Genomic DNA, 20,698 nt, shown 5'->3' on the forward strand with positions numbered 1-20,698 from the left:
TATCTGTTTGCACCTTACTGCGGTTTTCTGCCTTCGGCATCCGATTCGGATTTGAAAAGTTCCAAATATTCGGAATAGGCTTTTTCCAAATCCGCCCGCGAAAAACAGGTGTAAATATGGATGCCGTCTGCAATTTCGTCCGTCAGCCTCGTGCCGCTTTTGCCGAAATATGCTTCTTTAAAAAGGCGGATTTTCGATTTTTTCGGCTTGTAGGATGCCGCGCCCGCCAAAAGCCGGGGCAGCGCGTAAGGATATTCACGGTGTCCGCGCCGTACCAAATCAAGCAGTTGTTTGCGGCCGGACCCGGCATTCCCTTCCTGCCTGCGTTCGTGGACGCTTTTTTCAAATTCCGATTCCGCCGTTTCGTTTTTCGGAAACACGATTTCGCCGCGAAGCGATAAAAACAAACGTTTCACAAGGTTTTCGTCCACGGCGAACAATTCGGTATCGCCGATCCTGCTTTTGCTGAAAATTTCATGGAGCAGGTTTTCTTTTTCTTTGTAATTGTCGGTTTTGACGGCGAGGATGCGTTCCAATCCGGCAACGTTCGCATAGCCGTTGTTTTCCAAATGGCGCATTCTGCCTTCAAAATTGCTTACGTCCGAAATGCCGATTTTATACACGCCCTTGATGACAGTCTTCATCAGATAGACAATGCCTGACTTTTCCATATCGATGTTTTTCAAGTGTTTTCGATCCTTCAGACGGCATCAGTTATATCTATGCCGTCTGAAACCGTTTAACCATCAAATATTATCAACACTCTGCCCTGTCAGCGCGCGTTGGATGTTGCGGTTCATACGTTTGGCGGCGAAATTGTCGGTGCTGTGGCTGAGTTTTGCAACGGCGGCGCGGATGTCTTCGGCTTTTCCGTCTTTCAGACTGCCTTGCAAAGCGGCGATGCCTTGCCGAATCTGTTGCAATTCTTCGGCTTCCAGCAAATCGCTGTCCAACTCGAGAGCGGCGTTGACGGCATCGGTCAGGCTTTCGGCTTCGACTACGGCTTCGGCGCGGGCGCGGACCGCCATATCTTCGGCGGCGTTGTCCATACTGTCTTTAAGCATTCGGGTAATCGCGCCGTCGTCCAAGCCGTAGGAAGGTTTGACTTCGATTTGCGCGTGTACGCCGGTGCTTTGTTCTTGGGCGGAAACGGACAGCAGCCCGTCCGCATCGATTTGGAAGGTTACGCGGATACGCGCCGCACCCGCCGCCATAGGCGGAATGCCGCGCAAGGTAAATTTGGCAAGGCTGCGGCAGTCGGCAACCAGTTCGCGCTCGCCTTGTACGACGTGTATCGTCATCGCGGTCTGACCGTCTTTGAACGTGGTAAAGTCCTGCGCGCGCGCGGTAGGGATGGTGGAATTGCGCGGGATGATTTTTTCGGCAAGCCCGCCGTAGGTTTCCAAACCGAGCGACAAGGGAGTAACGTCCAGCAGCAGCCATTCGCCGTCGGCCTTGTTGCCTGCGAGGACGTTCGCCTGTATGGCTGCGCCGAGCGCGACCACTTCGTCGGGGTTAAGGTTATTCAGCGGGGTTTGTCCGAAGAATGTGGCAACCGCTTGTTGGACGTGCAACATACGGGTCGAACCGCCGACCATAATCACGCCTTTGACATCCGCCTTGCTCACGCCCGCATCTTTCAAAGCCTGTTTGACGGGCTCGATGGTTTTTTGCACCAAATTTTGGGTCAGGTTGTGAAACTCTTGGCGGGTAATGACGGTATGAACTTTATGGCCGTCTGAAAGCGTGGCTTCGATGACGGCTTCGGTTTGTGTAGTCAGTTTCTCTTTGGCACTACGGACAAGGGAAAGCAGCAGCCGGCTGTCTTGTTCGTTGAGTTTGGAAAGGTCGTTTTGTTCGAGCAGGTGGCAGAACAAACGATGGTCGAAATCGTCGCCGCCCAACGCGCTGTTGCCGCCGGTGGCTTTGACTTCAAACAAACCTTTGGTCAGTTGCAATACGGATACGTCGAATGTGCCGCCGCCCAAGTCGTACACGACAAACGTGCCTTCCGAGGCGTTGTCCAGCCCATAGGCGATGGCGGCGGCGGTCGGCTCGTTGAGCAGGCGCAATACGTTCAAACCCGCCAGACGCGCGGCATCTTTGGTGGCTTGGCGTTGCGCCTCGTCGAAATAGGCGGGAACGGTAATCACCGCGCCGACCAAATCTCCGCCCAAGGTTTCTTCGGCACGCGCTTTGAGGGTTTTGAGGATTTCAGACGACACTTCGACAGGCGTTTTTACCCCCTGCCGCGTATGCAGTTCGATAACGCGTTGATTGTCGCCGAAACGGTAAGGCAAGTAATGCGTATTTTGATGCAGATCGGCAAGCGTCCGCCCGATTAGGCGTTTGGCGGAGCTGACGGTGTTCAGCGGGTCGGATTTTTGCGCGGACAGGGCGGTTTTGCCGACTTCAATGCCGCCGTTTTCCAAATAGCGGACGACGGAAGGCAGGGTAACGCGCCCGTCGGCATCGGGCAGGCAGGCGGCACTGCCGCTGCGGACGGTGGCGACCAAGCTGTTGGTCGTACCCAAATCGATGCCTGCCGCCAAACGGTGCCGGTGCGGGGCGGCGGACATACCCGGTTCTGAAATCTGCAAAAGAGCCATAAATTCTGCCTGTCGGTGCGGTGTGTAAAGGAAGGAAGGCGGCATTTTAACAGAATTTGCGCCGATAGTTGAGCAAACCGCTAAGGATTGGTCCGTGCCGCCGAAATTGCCCTCTGCCGCCAAATACCGATAAAATCCGCCTTTCCCGCCCATCATTAGGAATATAAATCATGAAAGGACTCGACTATTGCCGCCAAAAAGCAGAAGAAAGCCGCTCCAGTTTTTTGTCGGGCTTCCGTTTCCTGCCGCAGGAAAAACGGGATGCGGTAACGGTTCTGTATGCCTTTTGCCGCGAATTGGACGATGTGGTTGACGAATGTTCCAACCCGGATGTTGCACAGGCGACATTGAACTGGTGGCGCGGCGATTTGGACAAAGTATTCGGCGGTGAGATGCCGGAACACCCCGTCAATCAGGCTTTGCGGCAGGTTAAGGAAAACTTCAAGCTGCCGAAATATGAACTGGAAGCCTTAATCGACGGGATGCAGATGGATTTGATTCGGGCGCGTTACGGCAGTTTTGAAGAATTGAAACTGTACTGCCGCCGCGTCGCGGGCGTAGTCGGCTGCCTGATTGCGCGGATTTTGGGGTTTTCAGACGGCAAAACACTGCAATACGCCGACAAGATGGGGCTTGCGCTGCAACTGACCAACATCATCCGCGATGTCGGCGAAGACGCACGCAACGGCAGGATTTACCTGCCGATGGAGGAAATGCGGCGGTTTGACGTACCTGCGGGCGTGATTTTGCAATGCAGCCCGACAGAAAATTTCGCCAAACTGATGGCGTTTCAAATCGAACGCGCCCGCGAAACCTACCGCGAAGCCGTATCACTGCTGCCCGATGCCGACAAAAAAGCCCAAAAAGTCGGACTGGTTATGGCGGCGGTTTATTACGCGCTGTTGAACGAAATCGACCGAGACGGCGCGCAAAACGTCCTCAAATACAAAATCGCCCTCCCTTCGCTGCGCAAAAAACGCATTGCCCTGAAAACCTGGTTATTCGGATTCAAACCGCGCCCCGGCACGCCGGAACGGGCATAAGGCGCATACCGCCCGCCCTTCAGGAAAACCCAACCCCCGCCGCCCCGAAAAACGGGGTTTCAACCATTGGAGGAATAAATGATGAACACGCCGCATCCGCGCCCGAAAATCGCCGTCATCGGCGCAGGCTGGGCCGGCTTGTCCGCCGCCGTCACCTTGGCGCGGCACGCCGACGTTACCCTGTTTGAAGCCGGCCGACAGGCGGGCGGCAGGGCGCGCACACTGACCGGAAATACCGACGGTTTCGGTTTTTTGGACAACGGGCAGCACATTTTGCTCGGCGCATACCGGGGCGTGTTGCGCCTGATGAAAACCATCAGTTCAGACCCCCGTGCCGCCTTTTTGCGCGTACCGCTGCACTGGCATATGCACGGCGGTTTGCAGTTCCGCACCCTCCCCCTACCCGCACCGCTGCATATTTTGGGCGGCGTGCTGCTTGCCAGGCGCGTACCGTCCGCATTCAAAGCCAAACTGCTTGCCGATATGTCCGATTTGCAGAAGTCCGCACGCATCGGACAGCCCAACGCGACAGTGGCGCAATGGCTGAAACAGCGGAACGTGCCACGTGCCGCCGTGATGCAGTTTTGGCAGCCCTTGGTCTGGGGCGCGCTCAACACGCCTTTGGAAACCGCAAGCCTGCGCGTGTTGTGCAACGTTTTGTCCGACGGCGTGCTGACGAAAAAATCCGGCAGCGACTATCTCCTACCCAAACAGGATTTGGGTGCAATCGTCGCCGAACCCGCCTTGGCGGAGCTTCAACGGCTCGGCGCGGACATCCGCCTCGAAACGCGCGTATGCCGTCTGAACACCCTCCCGGACGGAAAAGTCCTCGTCAACGGCGAAGCCTTCGATGCCGCCATACTCGCCACCGCGCCCTACCACGCCGCCGCACTCTTGCCCGAAGGCACGCCCGAACACGTTCAGACGGCATATCAAAACCTTCGCTACCACGCCATCACCACCGTCTATCTGCGCTACGCCGAACCCGTCCGCCTGCCCGCCCCGCTGACTGGACTTGCCGACGGTACGGCACAATGGCTGCTTTGCCGGGGCAGGCTCGGCTTGCCGGAAAACGAAGTCTCCGCCGTCATCAGCGTTTCCGACCGCGTCGGCGCGTTTGCAAACCGGGCGTGGGCGGACAAAGTCCACGCCGACCTCAAACGCATCCTTCCGCATTTGGGCGAACCCGAAGCCGTGCGCGTCATTACCGAAAAACGTGCCACAACCGCAGCCGATGCCCCGCCGCCGGATTTGTCGTGGCTGCACCGGCACCGCATCTTCCCCGCCGGCGACTACCTCCACCCGCACTACCCCGCCACACTCGAAGCCGCCGTACAATCAGGTTTCGCGTCGGTGGAAGCCTGCCTGCAAAGCCTGAGCGATGCCGTCTGAAAACGCCGGCCGGCATCGGGACGCTTTACAAGGTGCAGCAAAACGCTAAAATACCCCCGACCGACCACCAAAAAGGAAAAAGTATGGCGACACTGACCGACAAAACCATATTAGTTACCGGCGCATCACAAGGGCTGGGCGAACAGGTTGCCAAAGCCTATGCGGCAGCAGGCGCGACTGTGATTTTGGTTGCCCGTCATCAGAAAAAACTGGAAAAAGTGTATGATGCGATTGTCGAAGCCGGATACCCCGAACCATTCGCCATCTGCTTTGACCTTATTAGCGCGGAAGAAAAAGAATTTGAACATTTCGCCGCCACTATTGCCGAAGCCACTCAAGGCAAACTAGACGGTATCGTCCATTGCGCCAGCTATTTCTACGCCCTCTCGCCGCTGGATTTCCAGACCGTCGCCGAATGGGTCAACCAATACCGTATCAACACCGTCGCCCCGATGGGGCTGACCCGCGCCCTCCTTCCCCTGCTGAAACAGTCGCCGGACGCATCCGTTATCTTCGTCGGCGAAAGCCACGGGGAAACCCCAAAAGCCTACTGGGGCGGTTTCGGCGCATCAAAAGCCGCACTGAACTATCTGTGCAAAGTTGCCGCCGATGAATGGGAACGCTTCGGCAACCTGCGCGCCAACGTCCTCGTCCCCGGCCCCATCAATTCCCCCCAACGCATCAAATCCCATCCGGGTGAAGCCAAAAGCGAACGTAAAAACTACGAAGACGTACTCCCGCAATTTGTCTGGTGGGCAAGTTCCGAAAGCAAAGGGCGGAGCGGCGAAATCGTTTACCTCTAAATCTCCTTTTTGTTTTGCCATTTGGGTTCTCCAATAAAAAAGCAGCCTGAAAGATTTCAGGCTGCTTATATGCAGGTTACTATTTCTTTTCGGGCGGATCGGGCGGAATGAAAAGAAAAGCCGCACCGAGAATAAGGGGAAGCAGAAATCGGGCATAGGGATACCACGGATGATCGACATGCCAATAGCTGTATCTCCCACGAGGAATAATGTCGTATTCGTAAGTAGCGGGGAAGAAGTTGATCCATACTGTCACAATTACCCAGATAGTGAGCTTTCTATGGTTGGCTACCCACCGCACCGGCTTGCTGTTGCGGATGCTTTCCGGTACCACTTTTTCCCATATCCAATGCAAAAACAGCAGAGACCACTTACCCCTCATACCTGCCCCCCTGCGGTTATAAGCCCAGCAGTTCGATTTCGACTTTTGAACGCCAGCGGGCTTGTGCCGTAACAATACACATTCTTAATTTTCGGTCTGCCGCGCTGTATTTAATCCAGCTTTCAATAAAAGCCTCCAATACTTTGAGCGCGTTGTTAAGGCCGACTGCTTTATTGTACCATAGGGCTTCCTTTCTAAGGGATAAAGTAAAAGCAGCCTGAAAGCCGGTTCGGACGGTTTCAGGCTGCCTTAAAAGGTTTTGCAAGTAATGACGGTCAAGGGACGCGTTTACCAATTCTTGTCCCTGTAATGCTCGGACAGGGCAATCAGCATTATCCACAGGAGGCTGACAAATCCGCTGACACCGGCTGCCATAAACAGGATTTTTTCCCAAGCGTTCATAGGGGGCATAGGCGTTCGGCTGCCATCACTGGTCGGCCCGTCAAGCAAAATATAGATGATGACGGTAACAACATTCAAAAGTATCGGTTTGCGATACAGCATCCAAATATGTTTCAGCCTGTCCGACATACGCCCTCCCAGACGAATCAAAGATCGAGAAAAGCCAGCTCCAAACGCGAGCGGTAGTTGAGTGCGGCGGTATTCACGCAGGCGGCATACTGCCGCCGGCCGCGCAGCACTCTGATCCAACCGATATAGGTGGCAAGCGGATTGCGCTTATCATCATAGCGTAGGTTTGCAATCATATCGGCAGCCATACCCTCAATCACTTCCCAAATCGTACCGGGAGCAGTATAGAGAAAGTTATAGGTAATATCTACTGCCAACAGACGCTTGGAGCAGGTTTTGATTTGGTTTACCGCATCGCTTACTACGGCAGCCACTTCCGGAGTAATGTTCTCGGGGCGGTTTGATGCGACACCGCCACCCCAAATCAGGGCAACACATAGGGCGACGCTTTATGTGTCGTCCTGTGTGTTGAAACATATTTCAATATCCCGATAGAACAAAAAAACCGCCTGCCTGCGGCAGAAACACGCCTTTTCAGGTGCAGGGAAAGCCGCCTGTTTCAGACGGCCTTGTTTTTCAGGCAGCCTAGCTAACCGTCATGGAAGCAATGCAGAACGGGCGGTAGATAATCGCGCCCCATGTGCCCTGCGATCAAAGGGCAGGTTCCACACCCGCCCTTCTTTTCAGACGGCATCAAAAAGCACGCTATATCCGCCAATATGCCGACACAGGCAAATCTTTCGACACCCCGACAGACAAAAACACCTTGACTAAAAATTACATGCAAATAATAATAACAACCTCTTTATTCCTCTAACAATTTTGGAGTAGTTTTCATGAAGAAAATTTCCGCCGCCATCGCTTTTGCCGCCGCTGCCGTTTCACTGACCGGCTGTGCGACCGAATCCTCACGCAGCCTCGAGGTAGCAAAAGTCGCCTCCTACAATACGCAATATCACGGTGTTCGCACCCCGATTTCCGTTGGAACATTCGACAACCGCTCCAGTTTCCAAAAAGGCATTTTCTCCGACGGGGAAGACCGTTTGGGCAGCCAGGCGAAAACCATTCTGGTAACGCACCTGCAACAAACCAACCGCTTCAACGTACTGAACCGCACCAACCTTAGCGCATTGAAACAGGAATCCGGCATTTCCGGCAAAATGCAAAACCTGAAAGGAGCAGATTATGTCGTTACCGGCGATGTAACCGAATTCGGACGCAAAGATGTCGGCGATCATCAGCTCTTCGGCATTTTGGGTCGCGGCAAATCGCAAATCGCCTATGCAAAAGTGGCTCTGAATATCGTCAACGTCAATACTTCCGAAATCGTCTATTCCACACAGGGCGCGGGCGAATACGCACTTTCCAACCGTGAAATCATCGGTTTCGGCGGCACTTCCGGCTACGATGCGACTTTGAACGGCAAAGTTTTGGACTTGGCAATCCGCGAAGCCGTCAACAATCTGGTTCAGGCTGTCGACAACGGCGTATGGCAACCCAACCGTTAAGGACAAATGATGAATCTGAAAACCTTGAGCCGTTTGTCGCTGTGTGCGGCGGTCTTGGCTCTGACCGCCTGCGGCGGCAACGGGCAAAAATCCCTGTATTATTACGGCGGCTATCCCGACACCGTCTATGAAGGTTTGAAAAACGACGACACTTCGTTGGGCAAGCAGACCGAAAAGATGGAAAAATACTTTGTGGAAGCCGGCAACAAAAAAATGAATGCCGCCCCGGGTGCGCACGCCCATCTGGGACTGCTGCTTTCCCGTTCCGGAGACAAAGAGGGCGCGTTCCGCCAGTTTGAAGAAGAGAAAAGGCTGTTTCCCGAATCGGGCGTATTTATGGACTTCCTGATGAAAACCGGTAAAGGAGGCAAGCGATGAAACCTTTGATTTTAGGGCTTGCCGCCGTGTTGACGCTGTCTGCCTGCCAAGTTCAAAAAGCGCCCGATTTCGACTACACGTCATTCAAGGAAAGCAAACCGGCTTCAATTTTGGTGGTTCCGCCGCTGAACGAGTCGCCCGATGTCAACGGCACTTGGGGGATGCTGGCTTCGACCGCCGAGCCGCTTTCCGAAGCCGGCTATTACGTCTTCCCCGCCGCAGTCGTAGAGGAAACCTTCAAACAAAACGGCTTGACCAATGCCGCCGATATTCACGCCGTCCGGCCGGAAAAACTGCATCAGATTTTCGGCAATGATGCAGTTTTGTACATTACGGTTACCGAATACGGCACTTCATATCAAATTTTAGACAGCGTAACCACCGTATCCGCCATAGCACGGCTGGTCGATTCCCGCAACGGAAAAGAGTTGTGGTCAGGTTCGGTCAGCATCCGCGAAGGCAGCAACAACAGCAACAGCGGCCTATTGGGGGCTTTGGTCGGCGCAGTGGTCAATCAGATTGCCAACAGCCTGACCGACCGCGGTTATCAGGTTTCCAAAACCGCCGCATACAACCTGCTGTCGCCCTATTCCCACAACGGCATCTTGAAAGGTCCGAGATTCGTCGAAGAGCAGCCTAAATAAGCATATGCCGTCTGAACCTCTCCGAGCTTCAGACGGCATATGCGAATCTTGATACTTGCAAGCCGCACCGCCCAAAATCGGGCGGCCGGTTTCAATATCCGAACAAGGTTCGGGTTCTGTATTTTGCAGAACCCGAACCTTTTATTCAAATTTAAACTTAATTTCGGCGTGGTTGTATGGTAAATTAACACGCAATATGCCCTGACCGGCAAAACTTCCCCAAACTTCATCAAAAAATCGACTGTACCCGTCTTTTTCAGACGGCATTGATACCGTAAGAGATTTTCCATGCAAAAATGGCAAACCGAGCTTTATTCCACACCGCTTTGGCTTTTACAGACTCTCTTGATAATTTCCGCCGCTTCGGCGGTGATTCTGTTTTTGACACGGAAAACGCGCTTCGGTCGCGAGTTTGCCTATATCCTGCGCCTTTGCCTGACACCCAAAAGCGCGGTCAAAGTCTTGCTGCTGATTACGGCGATGATTACGCTGCTGTTAACCGAAGTGCGGCTGAATGTTCTGAGTACCTTTATGTCCAAAGGGCTTTACGACTCGATGCAGGATTTGAATGCTTCAGCATTTTGGATGTTTGCCGCGATGAACGCGGGCGTGGTGCTGATACGGGCGTTTAACAACGTCGTCAACGACTTCCTCGATCAAGGCTTGGCGATTAAATGGTCGGAGCGGCTCAATGAAGTGCTGACTTCGCGCTGGCTTGCCGACAAAAACTACTACCGCCTGCAAATGCGCCGCCACGCGCCGGACAACATCGACCAGCGTATCCAACAGGACGCGCAAGAATTTATCGCTTCGACCATCGAATTTGTGCGCGGCATGGTCAATTCGGTCGTTACTTCTCTAGAATTTGCCGTTGTTTTATGGGGTTTGGCAGGCATCCTGACCGTGTTCGGCTTTGACATTCCGCGCGGCATTGTTTGGTTTGTCTTTATTTTCGTGATTTTGGCGACCTTTATCGCCATGTGGATAGGCAACCCTTTGATTCGTTACAACTATGAAAACGAAAAGCTCAACGGCGACTACCGTTATTCCCTTATCCGCGTGCGCGACCACGCCGAAAGCGTGGCGTTTTACAGCGGCGAAAAACACGAACACAGCCGGCTTTCCGACCGCTTCAAAGCCATTATCCGCAATCGTTGGCGTATTGCACGGCAAAGCGTCTGCCTGAGCGGCTTTAACGATATGTTTACCAACGGCATCAAGCTTTTTCCCATTATTTTGCAAGCCCCGCGCCTGTTTGCCGGACAAATCAAAATCGGCGACATCCAGCAGACCGTCCAAGCCTTCGCACGACTGCAAAACGCGCTGTCTTTCTTCCGGATGTTCTACAACAAATTCACCGCCTACCGCGCCCGACTGGAGCGTCTGTACGGCTTTTTGCTGAGTACCGAAGAACAACACAGCGCGCAGCAACCCGAGATTAGCGAAGTTTCAGACGGCATTGCACTGGAAAACGTCGCCCTGTTCCGCCACAACGGCGAAGTTTTATTAGACGGTATCAATATCAAGCTCAAAAGCGGCGATTCCCTGCTGATACGCGGTCCGAGCGGTTGCGGCAAAACCTCGCTGTTGCGCGCGCTGGCGGGGCTTTGGCCGTTCGGCAGCAGCGGCAAAGTCAGCCATCCGCCGCATCAAGACATCCTCTTCCTGCCGCAACGCCCGTACACGGCACAGGGCAGCCTGCGCGATGCGGTTTGTTACCCCGACATCGACAAACAGCATCCCGAGTTAGCCGAAGCCATGAACACCTGCCGTTTGGGTTATCTGATTGACAAATTGGATAAAACAGACGACTGGCAGCACAAGCTCTCCCCGGGCGAACTGCAACGCGTCGCCTTCGTCCGCGCCCTGCTTTCCAAGCCCAAAATCGTCCTGCTCGACGAAGCCACCGCCGCCTTGGACGAACCGGCCGAAGCCGCGCTCTACCGCGCCTTAAAGCAAAAACTGCCCGACAGCATCATCATCAGCATCGGACACCGCAGCACGCTCAATGCGTTCCACAATATGCACCTCGATGTCGGCAACGTTGCCTGCGGCTGAACGATGCCGCCTGAAGCCGTTTTCAGACGGCATTTTTCAAATTGATAAAGCACGCGAAAACAACGTACAATAAACCCGTTTACCACCCCTCGGAATGCCGAACCGTGAACCAGCTTATTTTCGACTTTGCCGCACACGACTATCCGAGTTTCGACAAATTCCTCGGCACGGAAAACGCGGAACTGGTCTATGTCCTCCGACACAAACACGGACAATTCATCTATGTTTGGGGCGAGGAAGGCGCGGGCAAAAGCCATCTGTTGCAGGCGTGGGTCGCACAGGCGCTCGAAGCCGGCAAAAACGCCGCCTATATCGATGCCGCCTCCATGCCGCTGACCGATGCCGCGTTTGAGGCGGAATACCTCGCCGTCGATCAAGTCGAAAAGCTGGGCAACGAAGAACAAGCCCTGCTTTTTTCCATCTTCAACCGCTTCCGCAACAGCGGCAAAGGCTTTTTGCTGCTCGGTTCGGAATACACGCCCCAGCAGCTCGTCATCCGTGAAGATTTGCGGACGCGTATGGCGTACTGCCTCGTTTACGAAGTCAAACCCTTAACCGACCAAGAAAAAATCGACGCGCTCGCCAGTATGGCGGCGGCACGCCAAGTAACCGTTGATTCCGAAATTTTCGAATACCTGCTCAAACACTGGCGGCGCGATATGGACAGCCTGATGATGATGCTCGACACGCTGGACAACTACGCCGTAACCATGGGCAAACGCATCACCCTGCCGCTGCTTCGCCAGCTTTTGAAACAACAGGAAACCCAATGTTCCAACACACAGGACGACACATAAAGCGTCTCCCTATATGTTGCCCTGATTTCACCCTTCCCAAACAAAGTCTGCTCCCGCCGCCACGAAGGACGGATGTCCGAGTGTCAGGGTTTCAACCATTAAGGAAATACGATGAACAACCTCGCCATCTTCGACCTCGACAACACCCTCATCAACACCGATTCCGACCACGCCTGGCCGCAATACCTCATCAAAAAAGGCTTGGTTGACGCTGCCGAAACCGAAGCGCAAAACGAAAAATTCTACCGCGACTACCAAAACGGCTGCCTCGACATCGACGCATTCCTCAAATTCCACCTCGCCCCGCTCGCCCGTTACAGCAAAGAAGAGCTGGCAGAATTTCACCGCGAATTTATGGCGGAATACATCATCCCCCACATCTCGCCCATGCAGCGTATGCTGGTACAGAGCCACCAAATGGCAGGCGACGAAACCCTCGTGATTTCCTCGACCAACGAGTTTATCATCACCCCCATCTGCCGCCTTTTCGGCATTACCAACATCATCGGCACGCAACTCGAAACCGGTGCCGACGGCCGCTACACCGGCAACTACATCGGCACGCCCAGCCTCAAAGAAGGCAAGATTACCCGACTGAAACAATGGCTCGCCGAACGCGGAGAAACGCTCCAAAGCTACGGCAAAACCTATTTTTACAGCGACTCCAAAAACGACCTGCCGCTGCTGCGCCTCGTCAGCGAACCCGTCGCCGTCAACCCCGATGCCGAGCTGGAAAAAGAAGCCAAAGAAAAAGGCTGGCCGGTTTTGAATTTCAAATGACGCAATGCCGTCTGAAGCCCGATTCGGCGTTCAGACGGCATTGAGGCTGAAATCCCAAAAACTCAAAGCCACAGGAATTTATCCGGAAAAACAAAAAACACAGGAATTCATCGGGAAAAACAACAATCTTTCCACCGTCATTCCCACGAAAGTGGGAATCTTGATCCGTCCGCACGGAAACTTATATTTCGTCATTCCACCAATCCCACACCACCCTTACCGGTTCAAATCCGCACAAAAACCCACATCCCGTCATTCCCACGAAAGTGGGAATCTAGGACGTATAGTGGATTAACAAAAATCAGGACAAGGCGACGAAGCCGCAGACAGTACAAATAGTACGGAACCGATTCACTTGGTGCTTCAGCACCTTAGAGAATCGTTCTCTTTGAGCTGAGGCGAGCCAACGCCGTACCGGTTTTTGTTAATCCACTATAAAATCTAAAGAAACCTTTTTTCCCGATAAGTTTCCGTGCCGACAGGTCTGGATTCCCGCCTGCGCGGGAATGACGAGATTTCAAAGTTATGGCGTTATCGAAAAACAGAAAATCAAAGCCGCGAGAATTTATCCGAAATGTTCCAACACACAGGACGACACATAAAGCGTCTCCCTATGTGTTGCCCTGATTTGGAAGGGGTTACACCCCTCCCAAACAAAGTCTGATTCTGCCGCCACGAAGGACGGATGTTCGAGTGGCGGGGTTTCAACCATTAAGGAAATACGATAACCGGATTTCAAAAAAACCAGATTCCCGGCGGGAATGACGGATTTTAGGTTTCTGTTTTGGTTTCTGTTTTCTCGGGAATAACAACTTAGAAATTGCCCGAAACCCAAAAAACAAAAACCGGACAAACGGGTTTTCCGCCAAAGCCGGCATTTTCCGACTTTGCTTCAGGCATCTTCCCCTCCGCCTAAAATCATCGACCCGATACCGGCATCGGTAAAGATTTCCAGCAAAAGCGCGTTGGGCAACCTGCCGTCGATGATGTGCGTGGCTTTCACACCGTTGACGGCGGCTTCGACCGCAGAAGCGATTTTCGGCAGCATACCGCCATACAGCGTGCCGTCGGCAATCAGTTCGTCAATCCGTTTCGGCGTGAGTTTGGTCAGCAGATTGCCCGTTTTGTCCATCACACCGGCGATATTCGTCATCATCAAGAGTTTTTCGGCGTTCAATTCTTCCGCCAATTTGCCTGCCACCAAATCGGCGTTGATGTTGAACGCTTCGCCTTTTTCACCTACGCCGACGGGGGCGACGACGGGAATGCAGCCGCGTTCTATCAGCCCTTTAACCAAACCGGTATCGATGCTTTCCACCGTACCGACCTGTCCGATGTCCACGCCATTCTGTTCGGGCGTATCGACCAAAAGTTTCTTCGCCTTAATGAAATGGTCGTCGCGCCCGCTCACGCCGACCGCGTGCCCGCCATATGTGTTAATCATCGACACGATTTCCTTGTTGACGTGCCCGCCCAACACCATTTCGACAATATCCATCGTCTCTTTGTCGGTTACGCGCATCCCTTGGACAAACTCGCCCTTTTTGCCGACTTTTTCAAGCATCGCATTGATTTGCGGCCCGCCGCCGTGAACGATGACGGGATGAATGCCCACCAGCTTCAAAAGCACGACATCGCGGGCAAACCCTTCTTTCAAGGCAGGTTCGGTCATCGCGTTGCCGCCGTACTTGATGACGGCGACCGAACCGGAAAACCGGCGGATGTAAGGCAGTGCTTCGGCAAGGATGCGTGCCTTGTCGGCGGCGGAAATAATGTTTTCAAACGCCATAACGGCTCCATATTGTTGACAATTTCGGCTTATGTTAACGCCAAACGCCGTCTGAAACAATCTTCAGACGGCATCCGGCATACCTTCGGGCAGGTTGAAGCCTTGCAATACGGGCGGTAAAATCACAACTTATCCGGTTCGAGAAACCGGCGACAGCAAGGACTTTCCCATGATTAAAATCAGCACCCGCTTCGATGCCGGCTCGGTCGTCGTCAAAGACCTGAACGACCCTTCCAACATCCGCCTCGCCCTGCGTCCCGACAACGCCTCCGATTTTGCACAATGGTTCTACTTCCGGCTGCAAGGCGCGGCCTATCAAAACTGCATCATGCATTTTGAAAACGCGGCAGAAGCCGCCTACCCGAAAGGCTGGGAAGGCTATCAGGCATGTGCCTCATACGACCGCCGCAACTGGTTTCGCGTGCCGACGAGCTATGAAAACGGCGTACTGACCATCAACCATACCCCGCTATCTAATAGCGTGTACTACGCCTATTTCGAACCCTATTCCGAAGAGCAGCACCTCAACCTCCTCGGCGACGCGCAAGGCAGCGGCCTGTGCCGCATCGATGACTTGGGCAGCACCGTGCAAGGGCGCGACATCAATCTGCTGACCATCGGCAATCAGGTCGAAAGTGATTTGAAAATCTGGATTACCGCCCGCCAGCATCCGGGTGAAACCATGGCGGAATGGTTTATCGAGGGGCTGCTCGGCAGACTGCTCGATCCGCAAGACCCGACAGCACGCACCCTGCTCGACCGCGCCACGTTCTACATCGTGCCAAACATGAACCCTGACGGTTCGGCACTGGGCAACCTTCGTACCAACGCCGCCGGTGCGAACCTCAACCGCGAATGGGAAAACCCGACTTTGGAAAAAAGCCCCGAAGTGTTCTTCGTGCGCGAAAAAATGCTGGAAACCGGCGTGGATTTGTTTTTGGACATCCACGGCGATGAAGGGCTGCCCTTTGTCTTTGTTGCAGGAACTGAAGGTGTGCCGAACTACAATCCGCGCATTTCCGCGTTGGAAGCGCAGTTCAAAACCGCCCTTTTGAACGCCAGTCCCGATTTCCAAGACGAATACGGTTACGAAAAAGACGCGCCGGGCAAAGCGAATATGACCTTAGCGACCAACTGGGTCGGCAACCGTTTCAACTGCCTTGCCTACACGCTGGAAATGCCGTTCAAAGACAATGCCAACCTGCCCGACGACGACTTCGGCTGGAACGGCCAGCGTTCTTTGCGGCTTGGGGAAGCGGTGCTTTCCGCCATTTTGAACGTCGCCGGCGATTTGCGCTGACATTTCCCCTCCCCGAAAATGCCGTCTGAAGCCTTCCGCCTTTCAGACGGCATTTGAAATCAAGGAACATTATGATTACCCATCCCCAATTCGACCCCGTCCTCATCAGTATCGGCCCGCTTGCCGTCCGCTGGTATGCCTTAAGCTACATCCTCGGATTTATTCTTTTTACCTTTCTCGGCAGAAGGCGCATCGCGCAAGGCTTGTCCGTTTTTACCAAAGAATCGCTCGACGACTTCCTCACTTGGGGCATTTTGGGCGTGATTTTAGGCGGGCGTTTGGGTTACGTCCTGTTTTACAAGTTTTCCGACTACCTTGCCCATCCGCTTGATATTTTCAAGGTATGGGAAGGCGGAATGTCGTTCCACGGCGGCTTTTTGGGTGTAGTTATTGCCATGTGGTTGTTCAGCCGCAAGCACGGCATCGGCTTCCTCAAACTGATGGACACGGTCGCACCGCTTGTTCCTCTGGGTCTCGCTTCGGGACGTATCGGCAACTTCATCAACGGCGAACTGTGGGGGCGCGTTACCGACATCAACGCATTCTGGGCAATGGGCTTCCCGCAGGCCCATTACGAAGATGCCGAAGCCGCGACACACAACCCGCTTTGGGCAGAATGGTTGCAACAATACGGTATGCTGCCGCGCCATCCCTCGCAGCTTTATCAGTTTGCACTTGAAGGCATCTGCCTGTTTATCGCCGTGTGGCTGTTCTCGAAAAAACAGCGTCCGACCGGACAAGTGGCCTCACTCTTCCTAGGTGGCTATGGCGTATTCCGCTTTATTGCCGAATTTGCACGCCAACCCGACGACTATCTCGGGCTGCTGACCTTGGGGCTGTCGATGGGGCAATGGTTGAGCGTCCCCATGATTGTTTTGGGTATAGCCGGCTTCATCTTTTTCGGCAGCAGGAAAAATTGAACCTTCTTGATAAAAATGCCGTCTAAAACTTAAATTTTAAGTTTCAGACGGCATTTTATTCCGCTCGAACCATCAATTTTTACCGCAACACGCCTTGTATTTCCTGCCGCTGCCGCACGGACAGGGATCATTCCTGCCTGTTTTTTCTCCCTCCCTGCGGACGGTTTGCGGTTTATTGATGACCGCCTGCCAGTAGCGGTAGATATCCGCCAATGCATAAGGCAACTCGGATTCCAGCTCCGCTAGCTCGCCTTCTGTGAATTGCAGACGGATAGCGCCGTTGTCCTCTTCGTCGTAAATACCCCCCAATGCCATGATGGGATAAAACAACTCTTCAAACTCTTCATCATCGACGGCTTCAAACCAATCGGTCGGCACAATATCCAAACCGTAAAGATAAGCATTGCACCATGTGTAAAAATCGCTGCCGCCGTCTTCGTTTTCATACAGCCACAAATCGGGCAGTTTTTTATCCGACATCGCGGCGGTTGTTTCCATCGCCATTGCCAAAACCAGCCGTTCGATTTCGGAACGTTCGGCAGCGGTAAATTGCGATTCGTCGCCCAACACTTCCGGCAGCCAGTCGAACGGTGTCAGTTTGTCCGGCCCGCTCAACAACGCCATCATAAAGCCCTGCACTTCATCGCAGCGCATGGTATTGCCCTGCTCGCTTTTCGCATCCAACAGCTCGCTCAACCGCCGTTTGGACGCTTCGGTAAATTTTTGGGAATCCATCATTTTCCTTTTCAAATGGGTTTTGCGCCCCGCTATCGCCGCAATGCCGTCTGAAGCTTTTTTTGCTTCAGACGGCATCGTCTGTTTTCACGCTCAAATCGTACCGCTGCCCTGCGCCTTCGGTTTGGCGGCACTAAATTCCAGCTTGCTCAAAGCGGAAAGGTAGGCTTTGGCGGTGGCGACCAAAACGTCGGTATCCGCGCCCTGACCGTTGACGACGCGGTTGCCGCGCGCCAGACGGACGCTGGTTTCGCCTTGGCTTTCCGTACCTTGCGTTACTGCATTGACGGAATAAATCTGCAAAGTCGCGCCGCTTTGCGCCACGCTCTCAATCGCTTTGAAAATCGCATCGACGGGACCGGAGCCTGTGGCGGAAGCGCGTTTTTCTTCGCCTTTGATGCTGAACACGATGTCGGCTCGAGGTTCTTCGCCGGTTTCGGTGCTGATTTTTTGGGAAATGAATTTGTAGCTTTCGGTATTCATATTGCCCATTTCGTCGGACACCAGCGCGTGCAGGTCTTCATCGAAGATTTCGCGTTTTTTGTCGGCGAGTTCTTTGAAGCGGGCAAACGCGGCGTTCAGCGCCTCTTCGCTTTCCAATTCGATGCCCAAATCCGCCAGCTTGGTTTTGAAGGCGTTGCGGCCGGACAATTTGCCCAAGCTCAAGCGGTTGGCCGACCAGCCGACCGATTCGGCAGACATAATTTCGTAAGTTTCGCGATGTTTCAGCACCCCGTCCTGATGGATGCCAGATTCGTGCGAAAACGCATTCGCGCCGACAATGGCTTTGTTGGGCTGCACGGGATAACCGGTGATGGTGGAAACCAGTTTGGACGAAGGCACGATTTGCGTGGTGTCGATGCCGGTTTCCAAGCCGAACAAATCATGACGCACTTTCAACGCCATCACGATTTCTTCAAGACTGGCATTGCCCGCGCGTTCGCCCAAACCGTTGATGGTGCATTCCACCTGGCGCACGCCTGCCTGAACAGCGGCCAGTGAGTTGGCAACCGCCATACCCAAGTCGTTGTGGCAGTGGGTCGACCAGACTACTTTGTCGCCGTTGGGTACGCTTTTGATGATGTTGCTGATACGTTCGTACCACACGGAAGGGATGGAGTAGCCGACAGTATCGGGAATATTGATGGTGGTCGCGCCCGCTTCGATAACCGCCGTAAAGATTTTGGCGAGGAAGTCCAAATCCGAACGCACAGCGTCTTCGGCAGAAAATTCCACATCGTCGGTATATTCTTTGGCGATTTTCACTGCTTTGACCGCCGCATCGATGACCTGCTGCGGCTTCATTTTCAGTTTGTGCTCCATATGGATGGGGCTGGTGGCAATGAAGGTATGGATGCGTTTTTTCGGAGCGGGGGAAACGGCTTCGCCCGCTTTGCGCACATCGTTTTCAACGGCACGCGCCAACGAGCAGACTGTGGATTTGGTGATGATTTTGGCAATCGCATTGACCGACTCGAAATCGCCCGGGCTGGCGGCGGCAAAACCCGCCTCAATCACATCCACGCCCATTTTCTCCAACTGGCGGGCAATGCGGATTTTCTCCTCTTTGGTCATGGATGCACCGGGCGACTGTTCGCCGTCGCGCATGGTGGTGTCGAAAATAATTACGCGGTTGGTCTGTGTCATTTCTGTTCTCTCCAGAGATTCATTTTTTTGTAAAAAAGCATTCAAATCCAGCGGTCTGCCTTGCGATTCGGCAAGTGCAGTCAATTTTTGCAGTTGCGCCAAAGGCAGCGACCCGCGTGTGCGCCATTTGTAGATGGCGGCGGTCGTCGCGGCATTTTCGGGATCGTGCCGTTTCAACGCTTCGGCAAGCGCGTTCACGCCGCCGAAATAGGCGACCAGACGGTCTATATCTAATTGCATGGTAGTCCTTGTCTAAAATCAATCTGCCCGCAGCAGAAATATGGACGGGATTATACGCATTTTGGACAAAACGGCAATATCAATTTGAAAAAATCTCAATAAACCGCTATAGATTTTATTAATTTTATACATTTTGTCTATTTAATTGCAGGTGCGGAGTGATTGTTGACAATTTCGGCAGAACAGGACAAATTCGGCGGCAACAAACCAAACGCTACAAACGCAAAGAACAAAAACAATGAAATACAAAAGAATCGTATTTAAAGTCGGCACATCTTCGATTACCCATTCGGACGGCAGCCTCTCGCGCGGCAAAATCCAAACCATCACCCGCCAGCTTGCCGCATTGCGTCATGCGGGACACGAGCTGGTCTTGGTGTCTTCCGGTGCGGTTGCAGCAGGGTTCGGTGCGCTGGGTTTCAAAAAACATCCGGTCAAAATCGCCGACAAACAGGCTTCCGCCGCCGTCGGGCAGGGGCTGCTGATGGAAGAATATACGGCAAACCTGTCTTCAGACGGCATCGTGTCCGCGCAAATCCTGCTCAACCGCACCGACTTTGCCGACAAACGCCGCTACCAAAATGCCGGCAGCGCACTTTCCGTACTGCTGCAACGCCGCGCGATTCCCATCATCAATGAAAACGATACGGTTTCGGTTGAGGAGTTGAAAATCGGCGACAACGACACATTGAGTGCGCAAGTGGCGGCGATGATACAGGCAGACCTCTTGGTGCTGCTGACCGACATAGACGGGCTTTACACCGGCAACCCGAACAGCAATCCCGATGCCGTACGGCTGGACAGAATCGAACACATCAACCATGAAATCATCGAAATGGCAGGCGGTGCGGGCTCGTCAAACGGCACGGGCGGTATGCTGACCAAAATCAAAGCGGCGACGATTGCGACCGAGTCCGGCGTACCGGTCTATATCTGTTCCTCGCTCAAACCCGATGCACTTGCCGAAGCGGCAGATAATCAGGCGGACGGCTCGTTTTTCGTCCCCCGCGCCAAAGGTTTGCGGACGCAGAAGCAATGGCTGGCGTTCTATTCCGAAAGCCGGGGCGGCGTTTATGTGGACGAAGGTGCGGAACACGCTTTGTCCTGAGAGATCCCCTCATAATTTCCCCAAAGCGTAACCATGTGTGAATAAATTTTGAGCTAGTAGGGTTGCAGCCACGAGTAAGTCTTCCCTTGTTATT

The 20,698-nt window shown here is 53.7% G+C and carries 22 protein-coding genes and 1 pseudogene; 13 read left to right on the forward strand and 10 right to left on the reverse strand.

Going from position 1 to position 20,698, the window contains the following annotated elements; genetic code table 11:
• Positions 1 to 14: 14 nt before the first annotated feature.
• Together Q3O06_RS02555 and hscA are read right to left on the reverse strand one after the other, a co-directional pair.
• On the reverse strand, positions 15 to 671 hold the full coding sequence (locus tag Q3O06_RS02555) for a GIY-YIG nuclease family protein (protein ID WP_002244130.1): 657 nt from the start codon (positions 669 to 671) through the stop codon (positions 15 to 17).
• Between the two features lie 75 nt (positions 672 to 746).
• Positions 747 to 2,609 (reverse strand): Fe-S protein assembly chaperone HscA, encoded by a 1,863-nt coding sequence (hscA, locus tag Q3O06_RS02560; RefSeq protein WP_301817500.1) that lies wholly within the window; start codon positions 2,607 to 2,609, stop codon positions 747 to 749.
• A gap of 170 nt (positions 2,610 to 2,779) precedes the next feature.
• Here hscA and hpnD point away from each other — a divergent pair, with 170 nt between their 5' ends.
• The 3 genes from hpnD (at position 2,780) to Q3O06_RS02575 (ending at position 5,847) form a co-directional block, all read left to right on the forward strand.
• Entirely contained in the window at positions 2,780 to 3,652 is an 873-nt protein-coding gene (hpnD, locus tag Q3O06_RS02565) for a presqualene diphosphate synthase HpnD (RefSeq protein WP_301817502.1), read from the forward strand.
• 78 nt (positions 3,653 to 3,730) lie between these two features.
• Entirely contained in the window at positions 3,731 to 5,044 is a 1,314-nt protein-coding gene (gene hpnE / locus Q3O06_RS02570; protein ID WP_301817504.1) for a hydroxysqualene dehydroxylase HpnE, read from the forward strand.
• 83 nt (positions 5,045 to 5,127) lie between these two features.
• Positions 5,128 to 5,847 (forward strand): SDR family oxidoreductase, encoded by a 720-nt coding sequence (locus Q3O06_RS02575; RefSeq protein WP_301817506.1) that lies wholly within the window; start codon positions 5,128 to 5,130, stop codon positions 5,845 to 5,847.
• 79 nt (positions 5,848 to 5,926) lie between these two features.
• Here the strand turns inward: Q3O06_RS02575 and Q3O06_RS02580 are convergent, their stop codons facing one another.
• From Q3O06_RS02580 to Q3O06_RS02595, 4 genes are read right to left on the reverse strand one after another with little or no spacing between them, the layout of a single operon-like run.
• Positions 5,927 to 6,229: a hypothetical protein gene (locus tag Q3O06_RS02580; protein ID WP_301817508.1), complete on the reverse strand. Its 303-nt coding sequence runs from the start codon at positions 6,227 to 6,229 to the stop codon at positions 5,927 to 5,929.
• A gap of 16 nt (positions 6,230 to 6,245) precedes the next feature.
• Positions 6,246 to 6,524 carry a hypothetical protein gene (locus tag Q3O06_RS02585; RefSeq protein ID WP_301817510.1) on the reverse strand — a complete coding sequence of 93 codons (279 nt, stop codon included), beginning with the start codon at positions 6,522 to 6,524 and terminating at the stop codon, positions 6,246 to 6,248.
• Positions 6,518 to 6,760 carry a peptide ABC transporter permease gene (locus Q3O06_RS02590; protein WP_301817511.1) on the reverse strand — a complete coding sequence of 81 codons (243 nt, stop codon included), beginning with the start codon at positions 6,758 to 6,760 and terminating at the stop codon, positions 6,518 to 6,520. The genes Q3O06_RS02585 and Q3O06_RS02590 overlap by 7 nt, the downstream gene beginning before the upstream one ends.
• A 17-nt stretch (positions 6,761 to 6,777) precedes the next feature.
• Positions 6,778 to 7,074 (reverse strand): hypothetical protein, encoded by a 297-nt coding sequence (locus Q3O06_RS02595; protein WP_301817512.1) that lies wholly within the window; start codon positions 7,072 to 7,074, stop codon positions 6,778 to 6,780.
• Positions 7,075 to 7,536: 462 nt separating this feature from the next.
• Between Q3O06_RS02595 and Q3O06_RS02600 the strand changes: the two genes are divergently transcribed.
• Genes Q3O06_RS02600 through Q3O06_RS02610 form a run of 3 tightly spaced genes read left to right on the forward strand, consistent with a single transcriptional unit; the run spans position 7,537 to position 9,230 of the window.
• On the forward strand, positions 7,537 to 8,208 hold the full coding sequence (locus tag Q3O06_RS02600) for a CsgG/HfaB family protein (protein ID WP_301673703.1): 672 nt from the start codon (positions 7,537 to 7,539) through the stop codon (positions 8,206 to 8,208).
• A gap of 9 nt (positions 8,209 to 8,217) precedes the next feature.
• A complete protein-coding gene (locus Q3O06_RS02605) occupies positions 8,218 to 8,586 on the forward strand; it encodes a DUF4810 domain-containing protein (protein ID WP_164731519.1) in 369 nt (122 codons plus the stop codon).
• The gene (locus Q3O06_RS02610) at positions 8,583 to 9,230 is read left to right on the forward strand and encodes a DUF799 domain-containing protein (protein WP_301817515.1); all 648 of its coding nucleotides are present in this window, start codon (positions 8,583 to 8,585) and stop codon (positions 9,228 to 9,230) included. Before Q3O06_RS02605 ends, Q3O06_RS02610 begins: the two co-directional genes overlap by 4 nt.
• 141 nt (positions 9,231 to 9,371) lie before the next feature.
• Here Q3O06_RS02610 and Q3O06_RS02615 read toward each other — a convergent pair whose 3' ends face one another.
• Positions 9,372 to 9,497 (reverse strand): hypothetical protein, encoded by a 126-nt coding sequence (locus Q3O06_RS02615; RefSeq protein WP_301817516.1) that lies wholly within the window; start codon positions 9,495 to 9,497, stop codon positions 9,372 to 9,374.
• 21 nt (positions 9,498 to 9,518) lie between these two features.
• Here Q3O06_RS02615 and Q3O06_RS02620 point away from each other — a divergent pair, with 21 nt between their 5' ends.
• The 4 genes from Q3O06_RS02620 to Q3O06_RS02635 all read left to right on the forward strand — a co-directional run bounded on the left by Q3O06_RS02620 (position 9,519) and on the right by Q3O06_RS02635 (position 13,160).
• Entirely contained in the window at positions 9,519 to 11,288 is a 1,770-nt protein-coding gene (locus Q3O06_RS02620) for an ABC transporter ATP-binding protein/permease (RefSeq protein WP_301817517.1), read from the forward strand.
• A 104-nt stretch (positions 11,289 to 11,392) separates the two neighbouring features.
• On the forward strand, positions 11,393 to 12,085 hold the full coding sequence (gene hda / locus Q3O06_RS02625; RefSeq protein ID WP_107819344.1) for a DnaA regulatory inactivator Hda: 693 nt from the start codon (positions 11,393 to 11,395) through the stop codon (positions 12,083 to 12,085).
• A gap of 111 nt (positions 12,086 to 12,196) precedes the next feature.
• Positions 12,197 to 12,865 (forward strand): histidinol-phosphatase, encoded by a 669-nt coding sequence (locus Q3O06_RS02630; RefSeq protein WP_301817518.1) that lies wholly within the window; start codon positions 12,197 to 12,199, stop codon positions 12,863 to 12,865.
• A gap of 4 nt (positions 12,866 to 12,869) precedes the next feature.
• The gene (locus Q3O06_RS02635; protein ID WP_301817519.1) at positions 12,870 to 13,160 is read left to right on the forward strand and encodes a ubiquitin-activating enzyme; all 291 of its coding nucleotides are present in this window, start codon (positions 12,870 to 12,872) and stop codon (positions 13,158 to 13,160) included.
• Positions 13,161 to 13,757: 597 nt separating this feature from the next.
• On the opposite strand, the gene argB is transcribed toward Q3O06_RS02635, so the two are convergent.
• Positions 13,758 to 14,654, reverse strand: coding sequence for an acetylglutamate kinase (gene argB / locus Q3O06_RS02640; protein WP_301817520.1), 897 nt, complete (start codon positions 14,652 to 14,654; stop codon positions 13,758 to 13,760).
• A gap of 169 nt (positions 14,655 to 14,823) precedes the next feature.
• Between argB and Q3O06_RS02645 the strand changes: the two genes are divergently transcribed.
• Positions 14,824 to 15,954 carry a M14 family metallopeptidase gene (locus Q3O06_RS02645; RefSeq protein WP_301817521.1) on the forward strand — a complete coding sequence of 377 codons (1,131 nt, stop codon included), beginning with the start codon at positions 14,824 to 14,826 and terminating at the stop codon, positions 15,952 to 15,954.
• Between the two features lie 71 nt (positions 15,955 to 16,025).
• Positions 16,026 to 16,874, forward strand: a complete 849-nt coding sequence (lgt, locus tag Q3O06_RS02650; RefSeq protein WP_301817522.1) for a prolipoprotein diacylglyceryl transferase — start codon at positions 16,026 to 16,028, stop codon at positions 16,872 to 16,874.
• A gap of 72 nt (positions 16,875 to 16,946) precedes the next feature.
• Here lgt and Q3O06_RS02655 read toward each other — a convergent pair whose 3' ends face one another.
• Together Q3O06_RS02655 and Q3O06_RS02660 are read right to left on the reverse strand one after the other, a co-directional pair.
• Positions 16,947 to 17,609, reverse strand: a complete 663-nt coding sequence (locus Q3O06_RS02655; RefSeq protein WP_301817533.1) for a YecA/YgfB family protein — start codon at positions 17,607 to 17,609, stop codon at positions 16,947 to 16,949.
• Positions 17,610 to 17,702: 93 nt separating this feature from the next.
• Positions 17,703 to 19,496: a 2-isopropylmalate synthase gene (locus tag Q3O06_RS02660; RefSeq protein ID WP_301817523.1), complete on the reverse strand. Its 1,794-nt coding sequence runs from the start codon at positions 19,494 to 19,496 to the stop codon at positions 17,703 to 17,705.
• Between the two features lie 238 nt (positions 19,497 to 19,734).
• On the opposite strand from Q3O06_RS02660, the pseudogene proB reads away from it, so the two are divergent.
• A pseudogene (gene proB, locus Q3O06_RS02665) lies at positions 19,735 to 20,601 on the forward strand (glutamate 5-kinase); the annotation flags it as partial.
• Positions 20,602 to 20,698 lie beyond the last annotated feature (97 nt).

The organism is Neisseria maigaei, from assembly GCF_958267405.1.
Taxonomy (GTDB): Bacteria; Pseudomonadota; Gammaproteobacteria; order Burkholderiales; family Neisseriaceae; genus Neisseria; species Neisseria bergeri.